Annotated in this window: 34 protein-coding genes, 1 tRNA gene, 1 other RNA gene and 1 pseudogene; 26 read left to right on the top strand and 11 right to left on the bottom strand. The window is 41.8% G+C overall.

Annotated features, from left to right (window positions below):
* Position 1 precedes the first annotated feature (1 nt).
* The 6 genes from ACF1X7_RS00655 to ACF1X7_RS00630 all read left to right on the top strand — a co-directional run bounded on the left by ACF1X7_RS00655 (position 2) and on the right by ACF1X7_RS00630 (position 3,881).
* Entirely contained in the window at positions 2–568 is a 567-nt protein-coding gene (locus ACF1X7_RS00655) for a hypothetical protein (RefSeq protein WP_411162340.1), read from the top strand.
* On the top strand, positions 562–1,107 hold the full coding sequence (locus ACF1X7_RS00650; protein WP_411162339.1) for a DNA-3-methyladenine glycosylase I: 546 nt from the start codon (positions 562–564) through the stop codon (positions 1,105–1,107). The genes ACF1X7_RS00655 and ACF1X7_RS00650 overlap by 7 nt, the downstream gene beginning before the upstream one ends.
* Before the next feature lie 122 nt (positions 1,108–1,229).
* The gene (locus ACF1X7_RS00645) at positions 1,230–1,601 is read left to right on the top strand and encodes a MerR family transcriptional regulator (RefSeq protein WP_004265234.1); all 372 of its coding nucleotides are present in this window, start codon (positions 1,230–1,232) and stop codon (positions 1,599–1,601) included.
* 14 nt (positions 1,602–1,615) lie between these two features.
* A complete protein-coding gene (glnA, locus tag ACF1X7_RS00640) occupies positions 1,616–2,959 on the top strand; it encodes a type I glutamate--ammonia ligase (protein WP_039098814.1) in 1,344 nt (447 codons plus the stop codon).
* Positions 2,960–3,018: 59 nt separating this feature from the next.
* Positions 3,019–3,714 (top strand): NAD(P)H-dependent oxidoreductase, encoded by a 696-nt coding sequence (locus ACF1X7_RS00635; RefSeq protein WP_039098816.1) that lies wholly within the window; start codon positions 3,019–3,021, stop codon positions 3,712–3,714.
* Positions 3,714–3,881, top strand: a complete 168-nt coding sequence (locus tag ACF1X7_RS00630) for a hypothetical protein (protein ID WP_004265345.1) — start codon at positions 3,714–3,716, stop codon at positions 3,879–3,881. Before ACF1X7_RS00635 ends, ACF1X7_RS00630 begins: the two co-directional genes overlap by 1 nt.
* A gap of 58 nt (positions 3,882–3,939) precedes the next feature.
* Here ACF1X7_RS00630 and ACF1X7_RS00625 read toward each other — a convergent pair whose 3' ends face one another.
* Positions 3,940–4,491: an NADPH-dependent FMN reductase gene (locus ACF1X7_RS00625; protein WP_039098818.1), complete on the bottom strand. Its 552-nt coding sequence runs from the start codon at positions 4,489–4,491 to the stop codon at positions 3,940–3,942.
* Between the two features lie 205 nt (positions 4,492–4,696).
* Between ACF1X7_RS00625 and ACF1X7_RS00620 the strand changes: the two genes are divergently transcribed.
* Entirely contained in the window at positions 4,697–5,590 is an 894-nt protein-coding gene (locus ACF1X7_RS00620; protein ID WP_411162338.1) for an RluA family pseudouridine synthase, read from the top strand.
* Positions 5,591–5,608: 18 nt separating this feature from the next.
* Complete coding sequence (locus ACF1X7_RS00615; protein ID WP_064777320.1) at positions 5,609–6,409, top strand: alpha/beta hydrolase; 801 nt, start codon at positions 5,609–5,611, stop codon at positions 6,407–6,409.
* Between the two features lie 47 nt (positions 6,410–6,456).
* On the opposite strand, the gene ACF1X7_RS00610 is transcribed toward ACF1X7_RS00615, so the two are convergent.
* Both ACF1X7_RS00610 and ACF1X7_RS00605 read right to left on the bottom strand, forming a co-directional pair.
* A complete protein-coding gene (locus ACF1X7_RS00610) occupies positions 6,457–7,773 on the bottom strand; it encodes an MATE family efflux transporter (protein WP_039099662.1) in 1,317 nt (438 codons plus the stop codon).
* Positions 7,774–7,783: 10 nt separating this feature from the next.
* The gene (locus ACF1X7_RS00605) at positions 7,784–8,611 is read right to left on the bottom strand and encodes a LysR family transcriptional regulator (protein ID WP_039099661.1); all 828 of its coding nucleotides are present in this window, start codon (positions 8,609–8,611) and stop codon (positions 7,784–7,786) included.
* A 108-nt stretch (positions 8,612–8,719) separates the two neighbouring features.
* Here ACF1X7_RS00605 and ACF1X7_RS00600 point away from each other — a divergent pair, with 108 nt between their 5' ends.
* Positions 8,720–9,733, top strand: a complete 1,014-nt coding sequence (locus ACF1X7_RS00600) for a YeiH family protein (RefSeq protein ID WP_004265264.1) — start codon at positions 8,720–8,722, stop codon at positions 9,731–9,733.
* Between the two features lie 90 nt (positions 9,734–9,823).
* On the opposite strand, the gene ACF1X7_RS00595 is transcribed toward ACF1X7_RS00600, so the two are convergent.
* Entirely contained in the window at positions 9,824–10,063 is a 240-nt protein-coding gene (locus ACF1X7_RS00595; RefSeq protein WP_411162337.1) for a cytochrome b5 domain-containing protein, read from the bottom strand.
* A 194-nt stretch (positions 10,064–10,257) separates the two neighbouring features.
* Between ACF1X7_RS00595 and ACF1X7_RS00590 the strand changes: the two genes are divergently transcribed.
* Positions 10,258–10,593, top strand: a complete 336-nt coding sequence (locus tag ACF1X7_RS00590; RefSeq protein WP_275780570.1) for a hypothetical protein — start codon at positions 10,258–10,260, stop codon at positions 10,591–10,593.
* Between the two features lie 57 nt (positions 10,594–10,650).
* Here ACF1X7_RS00590 and ACF1X7_RS00585 read toward each other — a convergent pair.
* Both ACF1X7_RS00585 and ACF1X7_RS00580 read right to left on the bottom strand, forming a co-directional pair.
* Positions 10,651–10,723, bottom strand: a tRNA-Ala gene (locus ACF1X7_RS00585).
* A 50-nt stretch (positions 10,724–10,773) separates the two neighbouring features.
* Positions 10,774–11,151, bottom strand: coding sequence for a hypothetical protein (locus ACF1X7_RS00580; RefSeq protein ID WP_039099519.1), 378 nt, complete (start codon positions 11,149–11,151; stop codon positions 10,774–10,776).
* 102 nt (positions 11,152–11,253) lie between these two features.
* On the opposite strand from ACF1X7_RS00580, the gene ACF1X7_RS00575 reads away from it, so the two are divergent.
* The 14 genes and pseudogenes from ACF1X7_RS00575 (at position 11,254) to ssrA (ending at position 19,603) form a co-directional block, all read left to right on the top strand.
* Positions 11,254–11,754 carry a VanZ family protein gene (locus ACF1X7_RS00575; protein WP_039099520.1) on the top strand — a complete coding sequence of 167 codons (501 nt, stop codon included), beginning with the start codon at positions 11,254–11,256 and terminating at the stop codon, positions 11,752–11,754.
* An 89-nt stretch (positions 11,755–11,843) separates the two neighbouring features.
* Positions 11,844–12,575, top strand: a complete 732-nt coding sequence (locus ACF1X7_RS00570; protein ID WP_004270897.1) for a YebC/PmpR family DNA-binding transcriptional regulator — start codon at positions 11,844–11,846, stop codon at positions 12,573–12,575.
* Positions 12,576–12,678: 103 nt separating this feature from the next.
* Positions 12,679–13,554, top strand: a complete 876-nt coding sequence (gene comGA / locus ACF1X7_RS00565) for a competence type IV pilus ATPase ComGA (protein WP_039099523.1) — start codon at positions 12,679–12,681, stop codon at positions 13,552–13,554.
* A complete protein-coding gene (locus ACF1X7_RS00560; RefSeq protein ID WP_064777317.1) occupies positions 13,544–14,545 on the top strand; it encodes a type II secretion system F family protein in 1,002 nt (333 codons plus the stop codon). Before comGA ends, ACF1X7_RS00560 begins: the two co-directional genes overlap by 11 nt.
* The gene (locus ACF1X7_RS00555; RefSeq protein ID WP_004270901.1) at positions 14,542–14,850 is read left to right on the top strand and encodes a competence type IV pilus major pilin ComGC; all 309 of its coding nucleotides are present in this window, start codon (positions 14,542–14,544) and stop codon (positions 14,848–14,850) included. Before ACF1X7_RS00560 ends, ACF1X7_RS00555 begins: the two co-directional genes overlap by 4 nt.
* A 64-nt stretch (positions 14,851–14,914) precedes the next feature.
* Positions 14,915–15,274 carry a hypothetical protein gene (locus tag ACF1X7_RS00550; protein WP_158022155.1) on the top strand — a complete coding sequence of 120 codons (360 nt, stop codon included), beginning with the start codon at positions 14,915–14,917 and terminating at the stop codon, positions 15,272–15,274.
* Complete coding sequence (locus ACF1X7_RS00545) at positions 15,261–15,566, top strand: hypothetical protein (protein WP_039099485.1); 306 nt, start codon at positions 15,261–15,263, stop codon at positions 15,564–15,566. Before ACF1X7_RS00550 ends, ACF1X7_RS00545 begins: the two co-directional genes overlap by 14 nt.
* Positions 15,532–15,615, top strand: a pseudogene (locus tag ACF1X7_RS00540) (type II secretion system protein); the annotation flags it as partial. The gene ACF1X7_RS00545 and the pseudogene ACF1X7_RS00540, both read left to right, overlap by 35 nt.
* A gap of 3 nt (positions 15,616–15,618) precedes the next feature.
* The gene (locus ACF1X7_RS00535; RefSeq protein WP_240327155.1) at positions 15,619–16,017 is read left to right on the top strand and encodes a ComGF family competence protein; all 399 of its coding nucleotides are present in this window, start codon (positions 15,619–15,621) and stop codon (positions 16,015–16,017) included.
* On the top strand, positions 15,995–16,318 hold the full coding sequence (locus ACF1X7_RS00530) for a hypothetical protein (RefSeq protein WP_039099486.1): 324 nt from the start codon (positions 15,995–15,997) through the stop codon (positions 16,316–16,318). Before ACF1X7_RS00535 ends, ACF1X7_RS00530 begins: the two co-directional genes overlap by 23 nt.
* Positions 16,319–16,442: 124 nt before the next feature.
* Complete coding sequence (locus ACF1X7_RS00525; RefSeq protein WP_039099487.1) at positions 16,443–17,453, top strand: class I SAM-dependent methyltransferase; 1,011 nt, start codon at positions 16,443–16,445, stop codon at positions 17,451–17,453.
* Between the two features lie 21 nt (positions 17,454–17,474).
* Positions 17,475–18,668, top strand: a complete 1,194-nt coding sequence (locus ACF1X7_RS00520) for an acetate/propionate family kinase (RefSeq protein WP_064777313.1) — start codon at positions 17,475–17,477, stop codon at positions 18,666–18,668.
* A 59-nt stretch (positions 18,669–18,727) separates the two neighbouring features.
* Positions 18,728–19,180 carry a laaL gene (locus ACF1X7_RS00515; RefSeq protein WP_004270908.1) on the top strand — a complete coding sequence of 151 codons (453 nt, stop codon included), beginning with the start codon at positions 18,728–18,730 and terminating at the stop codon, positions 19,178–19,180.
* A 53-nt stretch (positions 19,181–19,233) separates the two neighbouring features.
* Positions 19,234–19,603, top strand: a transfer-messenger RNA (tmRNA) gene (gene ssrA, locus ACF1X7_RS00510).
* A gap of 126 nt (positions 19,604–19,729) precedes the next feature.
* Here ssrA and ACF1X7_RS00505 read toward each other — a convergent pair.
* The 5 genes from ACF1X7_RS00505 to ACF1X7_RS00485 form a co-directional block, all read right to left on the bottom strand.
* Positions 19,730–20,095, bottom strand: coding sequence for a DUF805 domain-containing protein (locus ACF1X7_RS00505; RefSeq protein WP_004270896.1), 366 nt, complete (start codon positions 20,093–20,095; stop codon positions 19,730–19,732).
* Positions 20,096–20,249: 154 nt separating this feature from the next.
* The gene (locus tag ACF1X7_RS00500; RefSeq protein WP_411162353.1) at positions 20,250–21,017 is read right to left on the bottom strand and encodes a TraX family protein; all 768 of its coding nucleotides are present in this window, start codon (positions 21,015–21,017) and stop codon (positions 20,250–20,252) included.
* A 167-nt stretch (positions 21,018–21,184) separates the two neighbouring features.
* On the bottom strand, positions 21,185–22,012 hold the full coding sequence (locus ACF1X7_RS00495; RefSeq protein WP_069468081.1) for a DNA/RNA non-specific endonuclease: 828 nt from the start codon (positions 22,010–22,012) through the stop codon (positions 21,185–21,187).
* 3 nt (positions 22,013–22,015) lie between these two features.
* Positions 22,016–22,615 (bottom strand): hypothetical protein, encoded by a 600-nt coding sequence (locus ACF1X7_RS00490; RefSeq protein ID WP_064777300.1) that lies wholly within the window; start codon positions 22,613–22,615, stop codon positions 22,016–22,018.
* Between the two features lie 101 nt (positions 22,616–22,716).
* Entirely contained in the window at positions 22,717–23,025 is a 309-nt protein-coding gene (locus tag ACF1X7_RS00485) for a hypothetical protein (protein WP_004270905.1), read from the bottom strand.
* 151 nt (positions 23,026–23,176) lie between these two features.
* Between ACF1X7_RS00485 and ACF1X7_RS00480 the strand changes: the two genes are divergently transcribed.
* Both ACF1X7_RS00480 and lepA read left to right on the top strand, forming a co-directional pair.
* Positions 23,177–23,302 (top strand): hypothetical protein, encoded by a 126-nt coding sequence (locus ACF1X7_RS00480; RefSeq protein ID WP_004270909.1) that lies wholly within the window; start codon positions 23,177–23,179, stop codon positions 23,300–23,302.
* A 136-nt stretch (positions 23,303–23,438) separates the two neighbouring features.
* Positions 23,439–25,277 carry a translation elongation factor 4 gene (gene lepA / locus ACF1X7_RS00475; protein WP_039099490.1) on the top strand — a complete coding sequence of 613 codons (1,839 nt, stop codon included), beginning with the start codon at positions 23,439–23,441 and terminating at the stop codon, positions 25,275–25,277.
* Positions 25,278–25,279 lie beyond the last annotated feature (2 nt).

The following is a 25,279-nucleotide window of genomic DNA, read 5'->3' as shown; positions in this document are numbered from 1 at the left end:
TATGCAACAACCCGAACAACACTATGTGGATTTAGCACAACAGTTCAGTGCCACTTTGACGGATGTAACTGTTACTAGTGATGGCCAAACAATGCCAGCGAATTGGTGGCAAGCACGGAGTCCTTATTTAATTGTATTAGAACCGCGCCAAATTTGTTTAAAGCAGACAGATGTTTTAAAAGTCATGCCCGCAAAAGTTGTTAAGCAACTTGCGACAACGGAAATTCGAACAATTCATTATGCGGTCATGCAGACTGCTGGACCATCAACCGTTGGCGGGTTACAAGGTATCGGGCACGCTTATCGGGCCATCGTGACGGTTGATACAAAGCAATCCGTAGCACCATACTATATTACCAACCAGGATTTTCTTCAGTTGGCAAAAGTTCTGAAAGCTTATGCACAACAGGAACACGTTCAATTTGATGATCAGATGGCTTTGCTGCCTTATTTTATGACGCATGACACAACTGACTGCTTTAATTATTTAGAGGTACATTACAGCGAATTAGCGGAAAAAGTTGGGTTTCCAGCAGAAAGCGCAGGACAGGCGGTTTATCGATGGTAGATGAAACAGCAAAAAACAACTTTGAAACGGCGACAGATGGGGTTCAGGCTTATCACAATTATTTTGGCACGCCAACGCACGATGATCGTATTTGGTTTGAACTCTTAACAGTTGGGGTCTTCCAAGTGGGGTTGAGCTGGAAAGTAGCTGCAAGTAAAATACCAGTTCTGCGACAACAAATGGTTGGGATGGTGATTGATCAAGTCGCACAATTTGATGAAATGGATGTTGAACGCCTGCAAAAAGAACCAGATATGATTCGTAATACGCGTAAGATTCGGGCAACGATTCAAAATGCGCGGGCAATTCAAGCCATCCAAACTGAATATGGCAGTTTTTCAGCGTATTTGTGGGCATTTGTTGATGGTCAGCCGCAATTGCTTGATTCACAAATGGCTGGCGTGTCCGATAAATCAGCGCCGATCAGTACGCAACTTGCGAAAGAGTTAAAGAAGCGCCAGTTTAAATTCGTTGGACCGGTGGTAACGCATTTGTTTATGCTTGCAGGTGGTTTGATTCAAATCAGCGATGAAGACTAATGCCTAAAAGGTAAACCAAATTGGTTTACCTTTTTTTGTTGGCTGATGTTAGAAAATCTGACATCAAATGTTGACCGTTTGAAAGGCGACTGGTAAGATAAAACGCAAGTGAGGTGAAATGGATGGCTGAAAAACACTTAAGGCGCAACTTAGCAGTTTTGCCAATTGGTACGGTAATGAAATTGACGGGACAAACTGCGCGTCAAATTCGTTATTATGAAGCACAGGCGCTTGTTTTTCCTGAACGGACAACGGGCCATCAACGGTTGTTTTCGTTGAACGATGTTGATCGTTTGTTGGAAATCAAGGATTACCTAGCTGAAGGCACCACGATGGCGCAGATTCGCCAGATCTATCAGAAGAAGGCGGATCGGCAGCGTGATAAACAATTATCAGACGAAAAAGCGCGACGGTTATTGGCCAATGAATTATTATCGGTCGGCGGCTTAGTTGGACAACAGTCAACCATTTCACAATCATCTAAATTATATTAAGGGGCGACGGATTAATGGCACGTAAAGTATTGACAGCAGAAGCAATCAAGCAATTAGTGGATCAAGAAAACGTTAAGTTCTTACGTTTAATGTTTACGGATATCAACGGGATTATCAAGAATGTGGAAGTACCAATTAGTCAATTAGATAAAGTTTTAAGTAACAAAATGATGTTTGACGGTTCTTCAATCGACGGTTTTGTCCGGATTGAAGAAAGTGATATGTATTTGCGGCCTGATTTAAGTACATGGCTCATTTTCCCATGGGAAGCGGAACATGGAAAAGTCGCGCGGTTAATCTGTTCTGTCTATACCGCAGATGGAGAACCATTCTTAGGCGATCCACGGAATAATTTGAAGAAATTAGTGCGCGAAATGCAAGATAAAGGGTTCAAAGACTTTAACATTGGACCGGAACCAGAATTTTTCCTCTTTAAATTAGATGAATACGGCAAACCAACGTTGAAACTCAACGACCAAGGCGGCTACTTTGATTTTGCCCCCGTTGATTTAGGCGAAAACTGTCGGCGTGATATTGTTTTGGAACTTGAAAAGATGGGCTTTGAAGTTGAAGCCAGTCATCACGAAGTCGCACCCGGACAACACGAAATCGATTTTAAATACGCTGATGCAGTCGATGCAGCGGATAACATCCAAACCTTTAAATTAGTCGTTAAAACAATCGCTCGGAAACATGGATTACATGCAACCTTCATGCCAAAACCATTACACGGTGTCAACGGCTCTGGGATGCACATTAATATGTCACTCTTTAATCAAGATGGTACGAATGCCTTCTACGATGAAAAAGGTACAGAACAACTTTCCGAAACGGCTTATCATTTCTTAGCTGGCTTATTGCAACACGCACGCGCCATCACGGCAATCAACAACCCAACAGTTAATTCTTACAAACGATTAGTCCCTGGTTTTGAGGCACCGGTTTATGTTGCATGGTCTGGTCATAACCGGTCACCATTGATTCGGGTCCCACAATCACGCGGGTTATCAACGCGTCTCGAACTACGGAGTGTTGATCCAAGTGCCAATCCTTATTTAGCAATCGGGTCGATTTTGGCAGCCGGTTTATCTGGCTTAGATCAAGGGCTCTTGCCTGATGCTGGTGTGGATCGCAACATCTATAGCATGGACGAAACAGAACGGAAGGAAAATCACATCACTGACCTACCATCCACATTGCACAATGCATTGAAGGAACTAGCCAAGGATGAGATTATCAAAGATTCAATGGGACCTTATCTCTACCAGAGCTTCATGGATTCTAAATCATTGGAATGGGCAGCTTATCGTCAACAAGTTTCCGAATGGGAACGCGAACAATATTTGGAACTCTATTAGTCGCAATTTACGCCATGTTTTTGTACAATTAAACTTTAGAAATAGAAAGTTGGCAGAGTATGAAAACATTGGTGATTATCAGCCATCCCGAAATTGAGACGTCGATGGTCCAAAACTTTTTAAAAGCGAGTGCAGCACCACTGGAAGCCATCACTTGGCACCACTTAGATGCGCTTGAGACGTTAGATGTGGCTGCTGAACAAGCATTATTACGCAACCATGAGCGGATTATTTTTCAATTTCCGCTCTATTGGTATGCTGCTCCAGCGAGCTTAAAAATGTGGTTGGACACCGTTTTAACGGGGCAATTTGCCTTTAATGGCCGCCAACCATTAGCCGGGAAAACACTCGGGGTTGTCGTTTCAACTGGTACGGCGGCTAAACATTTTCAAGCTGGCGGCAGTGAACAAGCAACGCTGTCTGAAATTTTGCGCCCATATGAATTGGTGGCTCGTAAGCTAGGGATGACCTATTTACCACCACTTGCGATTCATCAATTGGGTTATTGGCAAGAAACTGATAAACAATGCTTGGTCATCGATTATCAACGGTATTTGACGCAATCCGAGTTCAATTTTGATCAGCAATTAGCGTGGTTTGAAGCGATGCTGACTAAAAAGGCTGCTGAAGCCACATCGCCTGAAGCGCAACAACGTTTAATGCTTTTAAGCGAACAATTCGCCGACAAACGATCGGAATTAACCGATTTGAATTGGCAAGTCCAACTGATTCGCGAAGAAGAGGGGGAAGGCTAATGGATTGGTTAACAGAACAAATTCAACTACAAAAAGAACAAGCCACAACGTATGAAGAGCAAGCTTTTTATACGGCGCTTCAACAAACGAGTGATGAACTAGCATTACGGATTGAACAACGCCAAGGTGAACTTGATGGGCGAATCTGGAATGCAACGAATTGGTAAACTAATGCAAAATAAAAAACGCCGCGACGAAAGTCGGGGCGTTTTTTGTGTAATTCGATTAATAGCGTTTGATTAATGTATCGAAAGCATCTACGATTGCTTGGAAGAATTTTAGTGTATCTGGGTTTGTGATTTCTTGATTGTCATCTAATAAGTTCATGACATTGCCGATATAAGCTTCTGGTTGTTGAACCGTTGGCATGTTCAAGAAAACAAGTGATTGACGTAAGTGGTGGTTAGCACCGAAACCACTGATTGCACCAGGTGAAACGCTGACGATTTCAGCTGGTTTGTTATCCCAGATGCTTGCACCATAAGGACGTGAACCAACGTCTAAAGCATTTTTCAATACGGCTGGTACTGAACGGTTGTATTCTGGTGTGACGAATAAAACGGCGTCCATTGTCTTCATTTTATTTCTGAAAGTTGTGTAAGCTTCTGGTACTTGATCTAAATCATCATAATCTTGGTTGTACAATGGTAAGTCACCAATTTCAACAATTTCTAGATTATAATCTGATGGGAATAATGGCATCAATGATTTAGCAACTGATTTGCTAAATGAATCTTTCCGTAAACTACCAATTAAAACTGCGATATTTTTTGTCATAGTGAAACCTCCAATTGTTTACTTATTATTAGTAAGTAACTTTAGTATAGCACGTTCTCCTGAAAAGGCAACCACTTTTACTTACTAATTTAAGCATAGCGAATTGGTGAAGCTTTTAGCAAACAATATGGTCGGCCATTGATTGGCATTGTCAAGCTATAAATCGTATAATAGCAATAAGTAGAACAAAGATGGGAAATGAATAATGGAAATTAAATGGCACGTCAATCAACCACAATCTGTTAAACAATTCTTGCTAGCAAGTGGCATCAGTCAACGATTGTACGCCAAAATTAAGGCGTTAGGCCAACCGATTCTAGTAAACGGGCAAAAAAGTGCGCCTAGTGATCAGGTACAATGCGGCGATGTGGTCACATTGCAGTTACCAGCTGAACCGGCCGATGAATCAGTTGCTGTTAGTCACGAACCAATCACTATTTGTTATGAGAACGAGTATTGGTTGGCGGTCAATAAACCAGCTGGCTTGGCAACGATTCCGGGTCCCACTAATCAAACGGATACTTTGTTGAATCGCATTAAGGGTTACTGGCAAGCGCAGGGTGCAACAGATTTAGTACCGCATATCATTACGCGCTTGGATTTTGATACAAGTGGAATTGTTTTAGTCGGCAAACACCAAATTGCACAAAGTCTATTGCAACCGCAGATTGAACAGCATCAATTACAAAAATTCTATTTAGCAGTTGTTTCAGGAACGGGTTTACCAGCATCAGGGGATATTCGTGAACCGATTGGACAAATCGACCATCAACCGCGGCGTGAGGTGTTGGCGGATGGTCAGTCAGCTTGGACGAGTTATTGGCGCTTGGGTGCATCGGGTCAGTTGACGGCGGTTAAAGTTCAGATTCATACTGGGCGGACGCATCAGATTCGGGTTCACTTCAGCGCGTTAGGCTATCCATTGGTGGGTGATCAGCTCTATGATGGGCCGCTTGATTTAGGGATAACGCGACAAGCATTGCACGCGTATCGACTGCAATTTCAAGATCCATTCAGTCAACAATCAATCTCGATTCCAGCACCGATTCCAGCCGATATCCAAGCGATTCTACCTACAGAACGATTACCAATTGATTGATTCAAAGGAAGATGACAAATGAAAAAATGGCAATGGTTACTAATTTGTATCTTGTGTTTCGGCATTGGTGGGGTTATCGGTCATGTAGCGACTGGTCCAACAACGGTGCCATCGATTATTCAGCCAACTTCGGCCACCGCAAACCAGCCCGTTATTTTCGTACCGGGGAGTAATGGAACAGTTGAAGGGTTTAATGGCACCTTTGCTAAATTGAACCGTCAAGCCACACGCCATGTTTTAAAAGTAACGGTATTAAAAAATGGTCACTTGAAAACCAGTGGTCGCTTTGATCAAAAAATACAACACCCCGTGATTGTGGTTGCGTTTGAAAACAATGCAGATGGTGATGAGAACGTCTTTAAACAATCCGAATGGTTTAAATTGGCAGCAGGTAAATTAGCTAAACAATACCACTTTACGCATTTTGGTGGGGTTGGTTATTCCAACGGTGGGCTTGTATTAACGCGGTATGCTGAGCGTAGTGGAAGTGGACCGAATATTACGCGATTACTGACGTTGGGAACGCCATATAATGGCATGTCGGAGCACATCACTCAGGAAACACCGATGTTAGCTGATTTAAAGAGCCGCCGGCAACATTTATCCAAAGACTTAGTGGTCTATTCAGTCGGCGGCACAATTAACGATAAGAATGATGGGATTGTCCCAGCAGCGAGTGTTGCGGCTGGTCGGCTCATTTTTCAAAAGCAAGTTGCTGATTATATGACAATTTCGGTGAGCCAGCACCATGCAGCCCATACTGAATTGCCGGATAATCCAACCGTCATTTCACTGATTCAACTATTGATGTTTAAATAAAAAAAGGTGTGTCGCAGCAAGTTGAGCTGTGACACACCTTTTTAATACTATTGATCGATTGTTTTCAAGAGATTCCGCGTGATGAGCATTCCAATGATGAAGATTAAAATTTCTGTTAATGGGACACTCACCCAAACACCGGTTAATCCGAAAAGGCTAGAAAGAACCAAGACGCTCGCAATCAAAACGATGTAGCCCCGCATGATGGCCACGAAAAATGACAATCGAGGTTGCGCAATGGCGGTCATGAATAAGTTATTGACGATGTTCATGCTTGAGAAGAAAAAACTAATGAAAATCAAGGGAATGCCAGCAGACGCGTAGCGAATCAGTTGTTGGTTGTGTTCATGGTTAAAAATTTCGATGATCGGTAATTTAAGACCAATCAAAACGAGATATAATCCTACCGCAATCCCGAGTGCGGAAAGCAAACCGATTTTGAGACTCGTTTTGACATTATCCCAATGATGTTTCCCAAATTCGCGACTAACGATTGGCTGAACCCCGACTGCAACACCGTTGAATAGGGATAGACCAACTAGTAAGATGTTGGCGATAATGCCGTAAGCGGCGATGGCATAGTTATTACTGAGATGGAGAATAACAATGTTAAAGACGAAAATGCTGACCCCAGTACTCATTTCAGTTAAGAAAGATGGGAAACCGAGTTGAATTGCTTTGAACGTCGGTTTAAAACGTAAGGTTAAGTGCTGCAAAGTTAGTAACCGTTGTGGGTGATGCCGGTGTTGTGTCAAAATGAGTAGGCTGACGATTGGCGAACAAATCGTGGCCATCGCAGCACCCATCATGCCCATGTGTAGGGGGAACATTAAGAGGTAATCGAAGATAATGACGAATAAGCTTTGTGAAAGTGTCGCAATCATTGTCAAATGTGGATTACTATCGTTACGTACGAAACTTAAGACTAAGTTATTGATGATAAATAAGGGACTGCCAATTAAAATAATTCGTAAATAGGTCAAGCTTGGGGCGAGCGTTTCATGATTGGCACCCAGTAAGTGGAGTAGTGGGTGAATAAAAATTAAGCCGAGCGCCATGATGATGAGGCTTAATAAAATCCCAAAAGAAAGAACTTGAGTGAAAATCGAGCGACTCTTTTCGGGATGCTTGCTCTTGTTAATTGAGAAAATCGTGGCGCCCCCAATCCCGAGCATCAGACCTAAACCGTTAAATAAGTTAAAAATGGGCAGATCAATATTCAAAGCGGCCAAGCCAATTGGTCCGACTGCGTAAGCGATAAAATATGTGTCCGCTAAAATATAGATGGATAAGCCTAACGAGCTGAAAACGTCACGGATGATGTAGCCCGTTAATTCTTTTTTGATATGTGGTGAGTTTTCCAAAATAACACTCCTATTCGATTGGTAGTGGGGTCGCCATTAATAACGCAATAAATGATTGGATTGGTGCTGGTAAATTCTTCCGGGCGACAAGGTAGAATTGGCGTTGATATTGTTGGGACAACGGTCGATAGGAAATTTCTGGGTAATCAAGTAAGGCTGCGCTAGAAACTAATGATTGGCCGATACCCTGTCTTAATAGTTGGATAATCATCGCATTGCTTTTGATGGTCATCACGTTTTCGAGTGGTAAATTATTTTCTTTGACGTAATTCATCGTATAGTGATAGACGCCAGAACCCTGTTCACGAAGCAACCAGGGTTCATTCGGGCGACCTGCTAGGACCAGTTGATCGGTCTGTAGTGGTGACCGAATTAAGTCTTTTTCGGTTAATGGTTTTTCAATGAAACCAAAGTCTAGTTTGTGCTGCGTCAATTCTTGAACAATCTGCGATGAGTTGAGTGTACTGATATCTAAGGCGAGTGTTTCAAGGGCTGGCCGATGCGCTTTAAGCAGGGTTGGCAATAAGTAGGTTGCAGTGGTGTGCGAGGCGCCAATTCGGCACGGTGTTTTTGGCTGGCCATCTTGATGATGGAGTGCGTGCAAATCTTGGTCCCATAAATCAAGAAGTTGTTGTGCTTGTTGGTAGAAGAGATCAGCACTCTTAGTCGGCGTCATCTGCTGGCGCCCATTGCGTTCAAATAGTGTGACCCCCAGCGCATCTTCCAATTGTTTAATTTGCACAGAAACGGTCGGCTGCGATAGAAAAAGCAGTTGCGCAGCCGTTGTAAAATTCTTGGTTTCATAAACGGTTTTAAAAGTTGTTAAAATTTTAAACATATCATCACTTCTATTCGTTATCTTAATAACAACTATTATAAAGATTTATTTTATTAATTGAAAGAGTTTCGGTATAGTTTAAGATAACAAGTGAGAAGGAGTAAAGCAATGGACAATATAACAAAAAAAATACCTGGCTTTGCGTTATCGTTAGCGATTGCGATTGCCAGTTATTACATCGCTAAATTATGGTTACCAATGTTAGGCGGCGCAACGATTGCGCTTTTTGTCGGCATCGTACTTGGCAATACTTGGTTGCAACAACCGGTATTAGCAGCCGGAACTAAGTTTTCCGAGAAAAAATTATTGGAATATTCAGTCATGTTACTGGGTGCGACAATTACATTCCAAAGTATTCAACAAATCGGCTGGCATGGTGTGCTGTTTACCGTGTTACAAATGAGTTGTACGATTGGATTTGCCATCTGGTTTGGCCGCCGGTTGCAATTTAGCGAAGGTACCTATTTATTGATGGCCGGTGGGAATGCCGTTTGTGGCTCGAGTGCGATTGGGGCAATTGCGCCCGTCATCGATGCCGATAACGAAGATACCGGCATTGCGATTACATTGGTAAATCTAATGGGGACCATCTTGATGTTACTCTTGCCAGTTATTGGAACGTTGATGTGGGGACATAATAATGAACTCCGTGGCGTGTTAATTGGTGGAACAGTGCAGTCAGTTGGTCAAGTGGTTGCTAGTGCGACGATGATTAACCAAGGAACGGTTGTCACAGCGACCTTATTCAAAATTTTACGGATCATCTGTTTGGTTTTTGTTGTCAGCGGTTTTGGTTACTTACATCAAAAGAAACAAAGTAAAGTCAGTGATACAAAACTGAGCGAACAATTATTAGCGAAGAAGAGTAGCTTAGTGCCATGGTACGTGATTGGCTTCCTATTATTCTGCGTCTTAAATAGCTTACGTGTTTTTCCAAGCCAATTTGGTACACTGTGCCATTTCTTGAGTACATGGTGTGAAACAACGGCGTTAGCAGCCATTGGGTTACGCTTGAACTTAAAGGCACTCTTCAGCCAAGGTAAACGTTTATTAGCATATGCCGGCGGATTAGTGACCGTACAGGTAGTCCTCGCGATTTTATTAATTACACTATTATTCTAGGGCGTTTCAGCAGCTAGGATGTTTCTAGAAATATTGAATTATTAAAAAATCTGCCATCAACAATTTTATTGATGGCAGATTTTTTTGTTATTAAGCTTGGTAAGTGCCGACTTGAACGGCTTGTTTTAAAGTGGCTGGTGTGTGATGTGACTTGGCGAAAAATTCGCTTAAATCACGTCCGGCTGTTAAATCTTTAAAATGTTTGCCGCCTTGCCAAGGGGCGATTGCGGAAAGGTCATAAACGACGCCATCAACGGCAACGTATGCGGGTTGACCATCTTGACCGTTATATTGAGCGAGTGTTTCTTTTGTAAAGACTTTATCTGTCATGATTAAAAATCTCCTTCGAATTGTGAATGGGTTACCAATAATATAGCGCTAGATGCAGAAGTTGGCAACGATTAAGTTGTGCACTTTGAAAATGAATAATGTTGAGGCTAGCGAATTAGAGAATTATTCGTGACCTTAAATACTGTTCTTCAAATAATAATTTGTTAAAATAATCATAATTGGGGGGGATGAAAATGGACAATAAAAAAGACTGGTTGATGCGACAAGTTGATTCTTTTGCGGAAGGAATGGGTTATTTGTTATCGAAACAAAGTGGTAATTCACAGTCGGAGGTTGCCTTTCCGCAAGAAAATGCTAAAAAATTGCCTTTTCAAAAGGAATTGACAAGTTTAATTGCTGCCAACGATACTAGAGGGGCCGCCCAACGATTATTAAAATTACAATACGCAATGCCTGAAGAACAATTTCTACAGTTAGGTACATGGTTGTTATTAGAAATGAAGCAGGACAGTTTTCCTAATCCTTTAACTCGTGAAATGCTGACAGATGTTTTAAATAAGATTAATTAAATAATTGAACGAAAAAACCACCCTAATAAATAATAGGGTGGTTTTATTTAATATTGATGGACCCGACCAGATTCGAACTGGCGACCTCCTACATGCGAAGCAGGCGCTCTCCCAACTGAGCTACGGGCCCAAACGCTTACAAAAATATTTTAGCACTTTTAGCTAAAATAGCAAGGCGAATTAGTGACGGGCAGATGTTCTGAGGTTATTTGCTTTTTTGCCACCTTTAATCGTGCGGGTTTTGAAGTGGGCTTGTTGGCTATCAGGAACGAACTTGAAGTGTTGCATTTTCCCGGCATATGGTTGGCCACTGAGGCGAATCTTCAACCAATTTTGCATGGCTTCAATCATTCCAGTCAGTTTTTCGGCTTGTTCAGAATTTGCTTGTTTTTGGACTTCGGTTGTAACATCGTTAGTGAGATAAGCCAATAATTTTTGATGATAGGCAATTAGTTCTTCTGTGAGTGGTGCTTGGTTATATTGATTGAAAAGTTTTTGAACAAAACGCATTGCATCTTTAGCGTTTTGTGGTTGGTAAAAGCGATCTTGATCAGACATAGAATTTCCCTCTTTCTTCAGAGTAGTATAACGAATAATAGTGCTCGTCACAACCGTGTGCTTTGGTATAATAGAGAAATACTAGTTTTTCGGAGGTCAGCAATGTTTAAACGTAAAAGTGATTGGTTCTTAGTGGCTGCACTGGTGATGATGGCGATCTTATTTTACAGTTCTTCAATGACGTATCATGAACAAACATCGGTGCCCACTTTGGAACGATTTCTCAAGAATGAACCACTTAAGGCTTGGTTAAGTCAATTTTCGTTCCATTATGCAGGCAGTGAACAGAGTGTAAAAGCATCTGGGTATTTCAAATTTGTGGAGTTTTTCGTGCGAAAAGGCGCCCATTTTGGGACGTATTTCTTATTGGCGGCTTTTAGTTATTTAGGGCTACGGCCACGCGTAACCGGTGGTTTTTTAGTAGTTATCTTTAGTTGGCTGGCAGCAACCGGGTATGCGGCCACGGACGAATTCCACCAAATGTTGACTGGTGATCGGACGCCACTTTTTCAAGATGTGATGTTGGACAGTGTTGGCGCATTAACGGGGATTGTGATTGTTTGCGCACTACAGTGGATTTTTACACAAAAAAAGAGACGATAGCCCGACTATCATTGCTTTTAGCATGGTAATTTGCTATCATAGAAAACGACTTAGTACCAGAATTCTATAATCGAAAAGAGGAGTTAGATATGTCAGGACATTCAAAATGGCATAATATTCAGGGTCGTAAAAACGCACAAGATGCAAAACGCGGCAAGATTTTCCAAAAACTATCCCGTGAGCTTTTCATGGCTGCGAGAAGTGGCGGTCCTGACCCAAGTTCTAACGCCGCATTACGTTTAATTATGGATAAAGCACGTTCAGCTAACATGCCTAAAGATAATATCAAACGGGCAATTGATAAAGCTGACGGTAGCGATGGCGCGAACTACGATGAAATTACTTATGAAGGCTATGCACCAGGTGGTGTTGCCGTTTTAGTACACGCTTTAACTGACAATAAGAACCGGACAAGTTCAGACGTTCGTGTTGCATTTACTCGTAATGGCGGGACAATGGGTGCTTCTGGCTCAGTTGCTTACATGTTTGATCGTCGTGGTTACATTGCGATTGCACGTGAAGGCTTAGATGTTGATGAAGATCAAATGTTTGAAGACATTCTAGAAGCTGGCGCGGATGATTTACAAACTGAAGAAGACGTGTTTGAAATTTACACAGATCCTAAGGAATTAGCAAATGTCCGTGATATTCTTGAAAAGAAATACACATTGGCAAATGCTGAATTAACAATGATTCCACAAAATACAACACCGGTTGATCCTGAAAAAGCAGAACAATTCCAACGTTTAATTGATGCTTTGGAAGATAACGATGATGTTCAAGAAGTTTATACAGCTGGCGAACTACCAGAAGAAGACTAATTTGTTTGATAAGTGCGTTGCAAGTAATTGCAACGCACTTTTTTTGTGCAGAAAATTATCCGGTTATTTGCGTATCTTTGGTTAGTCAGGAAGGAGGGACGAGATGACCGAAGTATTAACAACCCTTTTGCAAAAGTGCGCAACGGAAAAAGCGCAGGATCTTTATTTTCGACCACTATCGACGGGTTGGGCAATTATTGAACGCTTAGCGACAGGACTAAAGCCGTTACAAAAAGTTACTCTGTCAGAAGGCAATCAATGGCTCAATCAAATGAAGTATCAAGCGGGGATGGATATCAGTGAAACTCGGCGTCCACAGACCGGCCGTTCAGCGATCGAGGTGGCAGGTGAATTGATTTATTTACGGTTGGCAACCGTGGGGGATTTTTTGAATCGGGAAAGTTTAGTTGTTCGTTTCATTTATCCCATTGGGCAGACTTATCATTGCGACGACTCGCAGATTTTAAGTCGTTTAATGCAGTTAATTCAGCAACCAGGATTATTGCTATTTGCCGGTCCAACTGGTTCAGGGAAGACAACAAGTTTGTACTATCTTGCGGAACAAGTCATGCAAGATAAGATGGTGGTTGCGATTGAAGATCCGATAGAGATTCAACAGCCAGCGTTCTTACAGTTACAAGTGAATGAAGCCGCAGGGTTAACCTATGCAGCATTGTTGAAAATCAGTTTGCGATTACGGCCTGATACCTTAATTATTGGTGAGATTCGCGACTTACAGACGGCCCAACACGCGGTTTCTGCGGCGTTGAGCGGTCACTTGGTACTAAGTACGATTCACGCGCGAAGTACAACGGGGGTGATGGACCGTCTATTAGATCTTGGAATTAGCCACTCACAATTAACCGCTTGTTTAGCGGGTGTTGCCTATCAATCACTAGTGGTCGACGGCCACAATGTAGCGGCCCACTATGAGTTAGCAACTGCACAACAATTGGAGGAGGCTGTTCATGAAGACTAAAACCACTGTTCAATTCAATACTGAATTTATGTTGCTGTTAGGGCGCTTACTGCAAAATGGTTTTTCTTTACAACAAGCACTTGAGTTCATGCCGATTGTTTTTCCGACACAAAAGCAGTGGCTGCATCAGGTGCAAACTGGGTTAGAAGCAGGAAAACGACTAGCACCAAGCTTAGCGGCGGTTTCGTTTCCAACACACCTTGTTGCACAGATTGAATTGACTGAGTTGCAGGGAAACTTAGGCGAGTGTTTGTTACATCTTGGCCAATTACAGCGAATTCAACAGAAACGGCGTAGAGAGTTAGTTGGCGTAATTGCCTATCCCTGTTTTCTACTCCTTTTTCTCGGGGCGTTGATTGGGATGATGCAGATTTATCTTTTTCCGGAAATCGCGCAGTTTAACCCAACAACTTCGGCGACATCACCATTACAACTATTTTTTAGAGTGATGGGGACATTCGTTATTATGGCTGGTGGTCTGATTAGTGTGTATTTATTCCGTTGGTATCGGCGACCGCTATTACAACGATTGGCGGCGGCATTTAGATGGCCGTTCATCGGTAAAACGTTGCAGGCTTACTATCAGTATTGCTTATTATTTGATTTAGCGACTTGCCTGAATAACGGCTTAAACTTGGCCGAAATGCATCAGCTTACACATCGTTTGGCGAAAACATCGTGGCTTGTACAATTAATGCAACAACTTGAAACGGCTGTCCAAAAGGGGGGCACGCTATTAGCGAACTTAGCGGATGGCGTTTTTTATCCACCTGAGCTGCAATTAGTGCTCGCTAAGGGAAGTCCGTTACAACAGATGGCCAAGGAGGTTGATCTGCTTGCAGTCATTAAATACGATGAACTGCAACGGCAATTGAAACAGAAGGTGAATTGGCTACAACCGCTCTTGTTTATCCTAATTGGGATCATCATTATTTGTACCTATCTCAGTATTTTATTACCGCTATATCATACAATGGAGGGAATTTCATGAAGAAGAAAAGAAATGCATTTACATTGATCGAAATGGTCGTTGTGCTAGCTGTGATAGCAATGTTAGTCTTGTTAATTGCACCTAATTTAATGCATCAGAAAGAGACAGCTGAGCAAAAAACGGATACGGCTCTAGTGGCAACGATTCAAACACAAGTTGAATTAGCTGAGGATGACGGTAAAACGGTGTCGAGTCTAGCCGATTTAGCATCAGGTGAAAAATATTTAACCAATAATCAGGTTAAACAAGCTGAAAAACGCGGCATAACAATTAAGGATAATAAAGTTGTTCAAAATACAAAATAAGGCGTTCACTTTAATCGAGAGCTGTCTTGTTTTGTTCATTGTTGGAGTAGTCAGTTTATTTGCGTTGCAACATATTCGAGATTATCGTGCACGGCAGGCGGAGCGTTTATTTTTTGAACAATTTGAAGCGTCTTGGCATGCGACTCGCGAATATGTCGCTGTTGAGCCGCATAATGTGCACTTATCTTGGGATCAAACCAACCACACGTTGCATTACACAAGTGCGGATCCACAATACCAAAGTATGGATATCCCGATTCCAGAAACATTGATGTGCGTCGATCCAGAAACATGGTTTAGGATCCAATTTAATCATGACTCAGCTGCTAGACCGCGGTCATTGATTTGTCGGTCTAAAATTGATGGGCACCGTTATGAATATCGGGTCCAGATGATGTGGGGGATGTTACATGTTAAGAAGTAGACCGGCATTTCTATTAATAGAACAAATCGTGGCGTTAAGTCTTCTCCTGATGGGAGGCTTGACCTTGACAATGAGTCTACGGCAGTTTAAAGCACATCAAGTTCAACGGCGGTGTGCTGCTACAGAATATGCTGTAATGGCAATGGCTGCCAATCGATTGGCAAATGAGCAGCCGCCACGAGCACAATGGCAGTTGCAACGGGAAACATACCAAGTCGTCACCAAAAAACAGGCCATTTATGTCACAAATAAAGCGGGTGAGCGAGTTGCACTTCAATGGTATTGTTACTAAACGCTCTGGATTTACACTGATTGAAATGGTTGTAGCTCTCGTTATTCTGATATTGAGCAGTCAATTAATATTGGCAACCACTAAAACACTAACGCACACAACGCAATTAACCCAGATGGAACGTCAGAATATTAATTGGCACATTAGTATGATTGAACTTGATCGTTTTCTGGATGACGCTCAATTTATTTCAATTGAACAGGCGAATTATGAACAGCAATTAACCGTCGCTAAAGATTCGAAACGACGCTATACCTTAACGAAAACTAAGAAGGAACTGGTGGTTTCGAGTACGAAGAATGGTTATATGCCTCTGTTTGATGGGGTCTCGCGGTTAAAAATGGTGTATCATGAACCTTTTTTAGAACTCGAAGCGCGCTTAAGCGATGGGACAGCCTATCAACATGAATGTTTTTTGGAGGCGCAACATGACACGAAAAATACAGATTAAACGCTCTGCAGTCGCGCTCTTGAATGCAGTTTTGATGTTGAGCTTGGTGACAAGTGCGTTGTTGATTGTGACCCACAGTTACCAACAGCAACAACAGAGTTACGTCAGTTTGACTAACTATTACCAAACGCAAATCTTGCTTAAATTAACAAATAAAGCGCGGCAAACTCAGTCAATTCAAGGTATAAAGACTAACATCGGTAAGAGTCGTATCGACCAGCAACACAAGTTAATCATCATTGAGTTAAACAATGGTTATCGAAAACAGTTTCCAGATCAGAATGAAACAGATCAAGGATAAATTTTCTATTTGATAAAGCGCTTACTATGATTTATAATTCTAGGTATACCCACCTGTATTACTTGCTTTGCCGTTAGAATACCGATAGAATATAACAGGAATCTAATGAATAGAGGTGGCTATTTTGCCTAAGAGTGCTGTAGAAACGTTGTTTGATCAACTTGATCAAACAACACAATTAATTGAAAAGAATTTAGAAACAACCTATTTGGATGCACTCACCGAGACCATTGCTAATATTGCAGATGGTGGCCGCGTAAAGGTTGAAGACGGCTTACCAGATGCTGCCACTGTTGCACAACTAGAACCGCTTTATGCGGCGGTTAATCTCAACCAATTTGAAGCAGAAGAAATTCGCCAAGCATTACAGTTGGCAACGCTCAAGGGTTTGCGTCAAGTTAAAGTGGAACCAAACAAGCAAATGACACCAGATGCGATCGGCTATCTTGTAGCTTATTTGGCAGAGGTTTTTGGTGGTGCTGACCAAATCAAGACAATTTTGGACCCAGTTGTTGGAACGGGGAACTTATTGGCAACCGTAATCAATCATATCCAAAAACTAACGGGGAATACCGTGCAAGGTTTTGGGGTTGATAATGATGATAGTTTGTTGGAAATTGCGGGCATCAGTAGTGAATTGCAGAAGCATTCAACAACCTTTTTCCATCAGGATGCGATTGAACCGCTACTGGTTAAACCAGTTGATATCGCCGTTGCGGATCTACCAATTGGTTTTTATCCATTAGATGAACGGGCGGCTGATTTTGAAACCCACGCTGCCAGTGGTCATTCATATGCACATCACTTGTTGATTGAACAAACGATGCATTATGTGAAAGAAGGCGGCTATGGCTTTTTCCTAGTACCAAATGTGATTTTGGAAACGGATGAAGCTAAGCAACTGATTAAATGGGTGACAAAACATGTCTATTTGCAAGGCTTATTGAGTTTACCAGCAAACTTGTTTAAGACTAAGGAAGGTCAAAAAGCAATTTTAGTCCTTCAAAAACAAGGTGCCAGGGCTAAACAAGTGGACCAAATTTTATTAGGTGAATTTCCAAATTCTAACGATCAAAAGGCGTTTGCAACGTATCTACAGAAGATCCGGACTTGGCATAAAGATAATTTACAATAATCGAATAGAAAAGGTGATTAGATGTCAAAAGTATTAGCAATTAACGCTGGTAGTTCTACCCTTAAATGGAAGTTATTTATCATGCCTGAAGAACAAGTTGTCGCACAAGGGATGGTTGATCGTTTAGGATTATCCGATTCAGTCTTTACCGTTAAATACGGGGATGGTCAAAAATTCTCAATGACCCAGGATATTAAGACGCAAGATGTTGCGGTTGATTTGTTATTGAAGAAGTTAATCGAATTTAAAATCATCAATGAATATAGTGAAATTAGTGGAATTGGTCATCGGGTCGTTGCCGGTGGGGAAGACTTTAAGTCATCCGCATTAATTGATGAAGCGTCATTAAAACGGATTGAAGAATTGTCAGAATACGCACCATTACACAATCCTGCTGAAGCAGGTGTTATCCGTGCTTTCCGCAAGATTTTACCTGATGTACCACAGGTTGCTATTTTTGATACATCTTTCCATACAACGATGCCTGAAGAAAATTATCTTTACAGTTTGCCGTTGGAATATTATCACAAGTATGGAGCACGAAAATACGGTGCCCACGGGACTAGTCATCGGTATGTTTCCCACCGTGCTGCTGAAATGTTAGGCAAACCATTGGAAGAATTAAAGATGATTACCATGCATCTTGGTAGTGGTGTTTCAGTGACTGCTATTAAAGACGGTAAATCGTTGGATACATCCATGGGCTTTACACCACTTGCAGGGGTGACAATGAGTACGCGTTCAGGGGACATTGACGCATCACTCGTTGCATTTTTAATGGAAAAATTAAACATTAAAGATCCAGCAGAAATGATCGATATTTTGAATACTAAATCAGGTATTTATGGGATTTCTGGATTATCTCCTGATATGCGCGATCTTGAAAAAACGCGTGAAGAACGTCCAGAATCACAATTGGCAATTGATATCTTCGTCAATCGTTTAATCAAGTATGTTGGTTCATACGTTGCCATTATGGGTGGTCTTGATGTCCTAGTGATTACAGCCGGAATGGGTGAAGGTGACATCTTAATGCGTCAACGCATCGCCGATCGCTTGAGTTTCTTTGGCGTTAAAGTTGATCCAGAACGCAATAACGTGATGGCTCAAGAACGCGTCATCAGCGCTGACGATTCTCGCGTTAAAGTATTATTAGTACCAACTAATGAAGAAGTAATGATTGCCAGAGACGTTGTTGAAATTGGCCACGTCTAAGGCATCAGTGAAAATGACCAGCGCATGGCTGGTCATTTTTTAGTGGAGGGAATGGGAATATGACAGGTTTTACATTATTTTATGGCTTATTGGCAATTGCCTTGCTCATTATCTGGCTGATTGTTGAAACGAAAATAGTTTGGCGCGCAAAACGGAATCGACTATGGACGATTTTTTTATGTTGTGCTGGAATCCTCTTACTAGGTTTAACGTTAGTGATGGGCAGAACGCTCAGCGATCAAATCACAGGTATCGGCTCTGTTGTAATTTTAATTGTGATTGCTTTTTGGCCTCGTGGTTTAACCAAAACAAGTTTGATTGCAAACTTAAATACTATTCGTCAATTTGCAGCGATTTCTAAGATTGAATTACTAACACAAGGTGACTTAGTCGAAGCTTGTTTTTATGTCGGTGAAATTCGGATTGCCAAGTTGCGCTTTAAAACGACGGTAGAAAAATTACAAACCTTTTTAAAAGACCGGTTTCCTAAGAAACGCTTAGTGGTGAAATAGGGTTAAAGTCTTTCATATTACTGGCTGATATGCTAAACTAGTATTTGCATATCGGGGCCGTTACGGATTCGACATGTGTAGGTGAGCGTGAGTTGCACTTCGTAGGTTACGTCTACGTTAACAACGTTACAGTTAATTATAACTGCAAACAATAACAATTCTTACGCTGTAGCTGCCTAAACACCAGCATAGCGTGATCCGCCTGACTTCACCCAAGGGTTAGATCCGGGTCTCAAATTAATTGGGTTACGTTAAACGCTGCCGTTTGAGGTGTTTAAAAGAGATTTGCAAACTAGCTAGTTCATCCGAGCTTCTGTCGGACGGCGTTTTGGACTAGCGAACTCCTAAATCGTTCGACTATGAGTGTAGAGATTGACGTGGCAATGCGCATGGACGCGGGTTCAACCCCCGCCGGCTCCATTAGATAACAAGGTGTTAAGCAGAATTAGGCGCTTAACAAAAGGCGATTAACACTACCGTAACGGTGTTAATCGCCTTTTTTGTTTGCAAAAAAATAACAGCCACACGTGTGACTGTTACATTAATTGCTTATGCCCAACGGTTTGTTTTTGTTGGTAAGAGCATTAGGATATAGAACCAAATTGTCCCGATAAGCGGTATGAATTCAATGAGTACCCACCAGCCTGAGCGGTCTGTATCGTGAAGTCGGCGCATTTTAACGGATAAAGTTGCAATCCAAACAATGAAGACGACGATGTTACGACCCATTGAGATGCCTAAATCCCCAATATTATAGATTTCTGAAATTGGATGGCCGGTTATTGTTTGAATAATACCGATGATAATACCACCTAGAATGTAGTTAATGATGATTGGCCACCAGAAATCAGGTCGGTTTGAAGTGCCTGAGAAATCAAAAATCCGGGACCAAAAACTTTGATATGATTTAACCATGATGTAAAACCCCCTTCTCCTTATCAGCTTTTCGCGTCGTCAGTTCTGGACGAGATGAGAAGTTATGATAAATTTAATAACTTCCTACCAAAGATATTATGACATACTTAAACGAGTTTTTTACAGTTTTTAGCTTACATAGAGAATCAATAATTTATTCGCCAACGCCCATTAATGAAGCAAGAATGAATAATAACCAAATGTGAATTGGGTAGAACAAGTAGAAGAAATACTTCATGCTACGTCCTTTTTGTCCGTTGTACAAGAGGATTGGGATAATCGCGAAGATCATCATCCATTGCGTATTGCTAGTGAAGAGTCCAGTGAAGGCAAATCCGGAGTTGATTCCAGCGTCAAGGAATGCGAAAACAAGAACGGTAAGACATTGTAAGGGCCGGTTGTTTCGGAAAAGATAAAAAAATACTCCTATGTAGAGGAGAAGGCCATTTTCCGCAAGCATAATGGTTGGAATAACCATTGCGAGATTGGCAGCAAACATCATTGTCTTAGGATTAGCAATTAGACCAAGCGCCAATAATGATAAGAGGATAGGAGCAATAATTGCCAGTCCACCAAGCAAAATTTGTTTGGAATGGTGCGTGCGGCGACCGACACTAATTTCTTGAATCCCATACATTGCTAAAACGGCAATGTATAAATCGGTAAAAATATTGTTTGACAGTGCGAGGTTACCGACTTCGAAGAAGTGTTTGACAATGGGGCTTCCCAAGTTCATAATCCAAAAACCAACGAGTAATTGGAACATGTAACGTTTTTGATTCCGCGTATGTATGAATCCTTCAACTGCCATAAAGAAGAAGATGGGGGCAACTGGTCGTCCGAACCAATCAACCCAGCCAGGGACCCCAGCCCCGGCGAACATTTGGTGCACGTGATCAATAAACATGAGGATAATTCCAATTACGTTGATGTCGAAGTTATTTAAAACTTGATATGATTTAGCCTCCCTAAAAGTTAAGTAAGTACATTATCGCATGTTTAGCTCATATTATTAAGTTTTAAATGGCTAGTGACAATAATGTTAGATAGCAAAAACCACGATAAAAGGAATTTATCGTGGTTCTGAGCTTATTTAGCAATTTGGCTTGTGCCATCTGCGTAATTTAATGTAACGCCGTCTTGGACGTTAAAAATGTAAGTGTTAAATTGAATGCTGTTATCCCCGACGGATTGGCCTTCCATTTGAACGCCGCGGGCTAGCAGCTCATTATCGTTAAAAATAGGTGTGACACGGTAACGAACAAAACGATTAGGGTGTTTTTTGAGATAATAAGCAATATCTGATTCATGGGCCAGCATTTCGGGTGCGTTTAGCTGGCGTGTTCCTGTCATCAGATTCTTTGGATTATTATTTTCACCGGTTAGTTGATAGCCAATTAAATGACTCCGATTATACAGCCAGCCAGATTTAATCCGCTTATTATGCCAACCGGTCGGATTCCAAGTGAGTCCTTCGCGCTTGGCAGTAGGCATCATCGATTGATTTAAAAGAACATTTGCAGCACCAACGCGATTTAGTGCGTCGAGATTACTAAAGGTTTGCCAACCACCGTGATCGGTAGCCAAATCAGTAGCACTGAAGCTTGGTTGGTTATTATTGACGAGTACCTCGTTTTCACCACGGTAGGTCAGGGCCGCGAGCTCTGATGTGTTATGACGCTCAGGACTAGTCGTTTGTATTTGTTGCTGATAGTTAGTGAGTTTTTTGTTTAACTGGTTAATTTTACGTTGAAGCGCATTAATTTGACGTTCGGTTTTTTTGTTGTGCGCATTAATGCGCTTGGTTTCTTGACGTAAGGTGGTAGCGTGAACGGTAGTTGGTTGTTGCAAAAGGGTTCCGACACCAGCAAGTGAAATTGTTACCACCACGCGACTTATCAAACGGGTTGCTTTCATTGGCTAATCCTCCCATCCGCAAAGGGTATAGCCTTCTGCTTGTGCTTGTGACAATGGCATGGTTGTAGTACTGTTGGCACGACTTAAGCCACGGCAATTGGGATCAAGATGGTATTTTTTACCAGAATTAGGGGCAATTGTCACCATTTGTTCAACTTGTTGAGCACTAGCAGCTTGTTGTGCTTGTTGGCTTGTCTGAATTGCAGCCTGTTGCTGAGCGGCCTCGCTAGCTTGACTAGTAGCGGCGATTGAGGCTGAAGCCGCACGGACTCTTTCTGACTCAGACGCTTTTTGCTGCTTTTTAACAAGTCGTGATTGACTGGCAACTTGTTTTGTCAGTTGGCTAGCCTCTGTTTTCTTTGTAGCTAGTTGTTTTTTTAAAGCGCTCGAGTTAGCACGGGCCGCCTTGTTTTCGCGTACATCAACTTGATGTTGGCTGGTCTTCTTGGAATTCGCAGCAGCCACCGGCATTAATGAACCGCCTAAGCCGATTAAGGCGATGATGATAATCAGTATGCGACGCCATTTTCTGGGTCGTTGCCGGTTAAAAAATAGTAGTGAAATCAGTGCGCTCCCCAAGAACGCTAAAAATAAATAGGACATAATAACCTCCAAAGTAATGAATAACAGTTCTTAACGATTGTATATTGTACATAATATGAAAGCAATTATAAAAAGCCTAGGCGTACCTAGGCTTTTATCGGTTAATCTTTGGTTGTGAGTGAAACAATTGCTTTTGTTTGATAGTATTTTTCAGGATTGGTTTCAAAAGTTAACCAATCTGCATCAGCGAATAGACCAGCCAATGCAAGAATTGGGCGTTCTTTAGCGAGTTGTTGTTCGCTAGAAGTTGCAATGGCGTCTTGGTAGCTACCATTGAAGATTTCATCTAGATAAAAGGCTTGATCATCACCAACGTTTAAATAGGTAGTATCATTCTTCCAAGCATGTAGCAAATCCGTTTCCGAAAAAGTAACGGTTTCGTTATTTGAAAAAGTCATGATAAATTGCATATGGGTCAACTCCAATCAATTAATTAAGCAACAATCTATTTGGTTGCCTGCCTAAATTATAGCATTTAGATAATAAAAGGCGAACCTTTTGACAGTCATTGTGGTTAAAAAGTAGAATGAAGGTGAACAAAATAGAAAGGAAGTCATTGATATGGCAAACGAAGAACGATTAGATAGTTTGAAAAATGTAATTGAAGGCACAGTTAAGAAGGTTGTCAGTGAAGTGACACCTAATAAAGATAAGAAAGAAAAGGCGCAAAAAGCTGACAAAAAATAGGACTTAGTAATGAAGTAAAGGTCAAAATCATCCGTTTGGTTTTGGCTTTTTTATTGGAAAGCCGTTAAATGCGTTCGCTTTTACGAGGCAGGCTTGGTATAATTTAAAGGATAGTCAGAGGAAGTAGGTACAATTAATGGATTACGCAGAAATGTTAGACCGGCAAAAGCACATTCGTAATTTTTCGATCATCGCGCATATTGATCATGGTAAATCAACATTAGCTGATCGGATTCTCGAGATGACGGATACTATTGCCAAGCGCGATATGCAAGCGCAAGTCTTAGATGACATGGAATTAGAACGTGAACGTGGGATTACCATCAAGTTAAACGCGGTGGAATTACACTACCATGCCAAAGATGGCGAAACTTATATTTTCCATTTAATCGATACACCTGGACACGTCGATTTTTCATATGAAGTGTCACGAAGTTTGGCAGCTTGCGAAGGCGCCTTATTAGTCGTCGATGCGGCCCAAGGGGTTGAAGCACAAACGTTAGCCAACGTTTATTTAGCGGTCGACGATGATTTAGAAATCGTCCCTGTCATTAATAAAATCGATTTACCATCTGCACAACCAGACGTTGTTAAAGCAGAAATCGAAGAGATGATTGGTTTGGATGCTTCAGAAGCCGTGCTTGCTAGTGCTAAGAGCGGGATTGGGATTGAAGAAATCCTAGAAAAACTGGTAACGGACGTGCCAGCACCAACGGGTGATTTAAAAGCACCATTGAAGGCGCTGATTTTTGATTCGATCTACGATAGTTATCGGGGTGTTGTGTTAAACGTGCGGGTTTTTGATGGCACTGTTAAAGTCGGCGATAAGATTCGCTTGATGAATAACGGGAAAGAATTCGAAGTCACTGAAGTCGGTGTGATGTCGCCTAAAGCCGTTAAACGCGACTTCTTAATGGTTGGTGATGTGGGTTATATTACGGCCAGCATCAAGACCATTCAAGATACGCGGGTTGGGGATACGGTCACCCTTGCTGACAATCCGGCAGCAGAAGCCCTTGATGGTTATCGGCATATTCAACCAATGGTTTATTCTGGGATGTATCCCGTGGATAACGCGAAGTTTAACGACTTGCGTGAAGCCCTTGAAAAATTACAATTAAATGATGCCGCGTTGGAATTCGAACCTGAATCGTCACAAGCATTGGGCTTTGGGTTCCGTTGTGGCTTCTTAGGCCTCTTGCATATGGATGTCGTACAAGAACGGCTTGAACGGGAATTCAATCTTGACCTGATCATGACCGCACCATCAGTGGATTATCATGTCGATTTAACCGACGGCACAGAAGAAGTGATTGATAACCCATCAGAAATGCCAGAAACATCAAATATTTCAGAAGTTAAAGAACCGTACGTTAAAGCATCTATCATGGTACCGAACGATTATGTGGGGGCTGTGATGGAACTTGCACAACGTAAACGCGGCGAATTCGTCACGATGGATTACTTAGATACCTATCGGGTTAATGTCATCTACAACATGCCACTGTCTGAAATCATTTTCGATTTCTTCGATGACTTGAAGTCCAATACCAAGGGTTATGCCTCATTCGATTATGAAGTGACTGGCTATCGTGCGAGTGATCTGGTGAAGATGGATATTCTATTGAACGGTGAATCCGTTGATGCCTTGAGTTTTATCGTGCACCGTGACTTTGCCTTTGAACGAGGCAAAGCGATTGTTGGTAAGTTGAAAGAAACCATTCCACGTCAACAATTCGAAGTGCCGATTCAAGCAGCTATCGGGAATAAAGTGATTGCCCGTTCAACAGTCAAGGCCTACCGGAAAAACGTGCTCGCCAAGTGTTATGGTGGGGATATTACCCGGAAGCGTAAGTTGTTAGAAAAACAAAAAGCCGGTAAGAAACGGATGAAATCCGTGGGTTCGGTGGAAGTCCCACAAGAGGCGTTCATGTCCATTTTGAAGATGAATGATGAAGATACCAAAGGTAAATAAAA

It is taken from the genome of Latilactobacillus sp. VITA-14 (assembly GCF_046580785.1).
In the GTDB taxonomy this organism is placed as follows: Bacteria; Bacillota; Bacilli; order Lactobacillales; family Lactobacillaceae; genus Latilactobacillus; species Latilactobacillus curvatus.
The sequence above is the reverse complement of the archived record's forward strand: the minus strand, read 5'-3'. Positions and strand labels throughout refer to the sequence as shown.

What these genes read in the sequence shown, in the direction of transcription:
- ACF1X7_RS00655 (WP_411162340.1), top strand. Translation starts at nt 2, where the DNA reads ATGCAACAACCCGAACAACACTATGTGGATTTAGCACAACAGTTCAGT.
- ACF1X7_RS00650 (WP_411162339.1), top strand. Translation starts at nt 562, where the DNA reads ATGGTAGATGAAACAGCAAAAAACAACTTTGAAACGGCGACAGATGGG.
- ACF1X7_RS00645 (WP_004265234.1), top strand. Translation starts at nt 1,230, where the DNA reads ATGGCTGAAAAACACTTAAGGCGCAACTTAGCAGTTTTGCCAATTGGT.
- glnA (WP_039098814.1), top strand. Translation starts at nt 1,616, where the DNA reads ATGGCACGTAAAGTATTGACAGCAGAAGCAATCAAGCAATTAGTGGAT.
- ACF1X7_RS00635 (WP_039098816.1), top strand. Translation starts at nt 3,019, where the DNA reads ATGAAAACATTGGTGATTATCAGCCATCCCGAAATTGAGACGTCGATG.
- ACF1X7_RS00630 (WP_004265345.1), top strand. Translation starts at nt 3,714, where the DNA reads ATGGATTGGTTAACAGAACAAATTCAACTACAAAAAGAACAAGCCACA.
- ACF1X7_RS00625 (WP_039098818.1), bottom strand. Translation starts at nt 4,491, where the DNA reads ATGACAAAAAATATCGCAGTTTTAATTGGTAGTTTACGGAAAGATTCA.
- ACF1X7_RS00620 (WP_411162338.1), top strand. Translation starts at nt 4,697, where the DNA reads ATGGAAATTAAATGGCACGTCAATCAACCACAATCTGTTAAACAATTC.
- ACF1X7_RS00615 (WP_064777320.1), top strand. Translation starts at nt 5,609, where the DNA reads ATGAAAAAATGGCAATGGTTACTAATTTGTATCTTGTGTTTCGGCATT.
- ACF1X7_RS00605 (WP_039099661.1), bottom strand. Translation starts at nt 8,611, where the DNA reads ATGTTTAAAATTTTAACAACTTTTAAAACCGTTTATGAAACCAAGAAT.
- ACF1X7_RS00600 (WP_004265264.1), top strand. Translation starts at nt 8,720, where the DNA reads ATGGACAATATAACAAAAAAAATACCTGGCTTTGCGTTATCGTTAGCG.
- ACF1X7_RS00595 (WP_411162337.1), bottom strand. Translation starts at nt 10,063, where the DNA reads ATGACAGATAAAGTCTTTACAAAAGAAACACTCGCTCAATATAACGGT.
- ACF1X7_RS00590 (WP_275780570.1), top strand. Translation starts at nt 10,258, where the DNA reads ATGGACAATAAAAAAGACTGGTTGATGCGACAAGTTGATTCTTTTGCG.
- ACF1X7_RS00580 (WP_039099519.1), bottom strand. Translation starts at nt 11,151, where the DNA reads ATGTCTGATCAAGATCGCTTTTACCAACCACAAAACGCTAAAGATGCA.
- ACF1X7_RS00575 (WP_039099520.1), top strand. Translation starts at nt 11,254, where the DNA reads ATGTTTAAACGTAAAAGTGATTGGTTCTTAGTGGCTGCACTGGTGATG.
- ACF1X7_RS00570 (WP_004270897.1), top strand. Translation starts at nt 11,844, where the DNA reads ATGTCAGGACATTCAAAATGGCATAATATTCAGGGTCGTAAAAACGCA.
- comGA (WP_039099523.1), top strand. Translation starts at nt 12,679, where the DNA reads ATGACCGAAGTATTAACAACCCTTTTGCAAAAGTGCGCAACGGAAAAA.
- ACF1X7_RS00560 (WP_064777317.1), top strand. Translation starts at nt 13,544, where the DNA reads ATGAAGACTAAAACCACTGTTCAATTCAATACTGAATTTATGTTGCTG.
- ACF1X7_RS00555 (WP_004270901.1), top strand. Translation starts at nt 14,542, where the DNA reads ATGAAGAAGAAAAGAAATGCATTTACATTGATCGAAATGGTCGTTGTG.
- ACF1X7_RS00545 (WP_039099485.1), top strand. Translation starts at nt 15,261, where the DNA reads ATGTTAAGAAGTAGACCGGCATTTCTATTAATAGAACAAATCGTGGCG.
- ACF1X7_RS00530 (WP_039099486.1), top strand. Translation starts at nt 15,995, where the DNA reads ATGACACGAAAAATACAGATTAAACGCTCTGCAGTCGCGCTCTTGAAT.
- ACF1X7_RS00520 (WP_064777313.1), top strand. Translation starts at nt 17,475, where the DNA reads ATGTCAAAAGTATTAGCAATTAACGCTGGTAGTTCTACCCTTAAATGG.
- ACF1X7_RS00515 (WP_004270908.1), top strand. Translation starts at nt 18,728, where the DNA reads ATGACAGGTTTTACATTATTTTATGGCTTATTGGCAATTGCCTTGCTC.
- ACF1X7_RS00505 (WP_004270896.1), bottom strand. Translation starts at nt 20,095, where the DNA reads ATGGTTAAATCATATCAAAGTTTTTGGTCCCGGATTTTTGATTTCTCA.
- ACF1X7_RS00495 (WP_069468081.1), bottom strand. Translation starts at nt 22,012, where the DNA reads ATGAAAGCAACCCGTTTGATAAGTCGCGTGGTGGTAACAATTTCACTT.
- ACF1X7_RS00490 (WP_064777300.1), bottom strand. Translation starts at nt 22,615, where the DNA reads ATGTCCTATTTATTTTTAGCGTTCTTGGGGAGCGCACTGATTTCACTA.
- ACF1X7_RS00485 (WP_004270905.1), bottom strand. Translation starts at nt 23,025, where the DNA reads ATGCAATTTATCATGACTTTTTCAAATAACGAAACCGTTACTTTTTCG.
- ACF1X7_RS00480 (WP_004270909.1), top strand. Translation starts at nt 23,177, where the DNA reads ATGGCAAACGAAGAACGATTAGATAGTTTGAAAAATGTAATTGAAGGC.
- lepA (WP_039099490.1), top strand. Translation starts at nt 23,439, where the DNA reads ATGGATTACGCAGAAATGTTAGACCGGCAAAAGCACATTCGTAATTTT.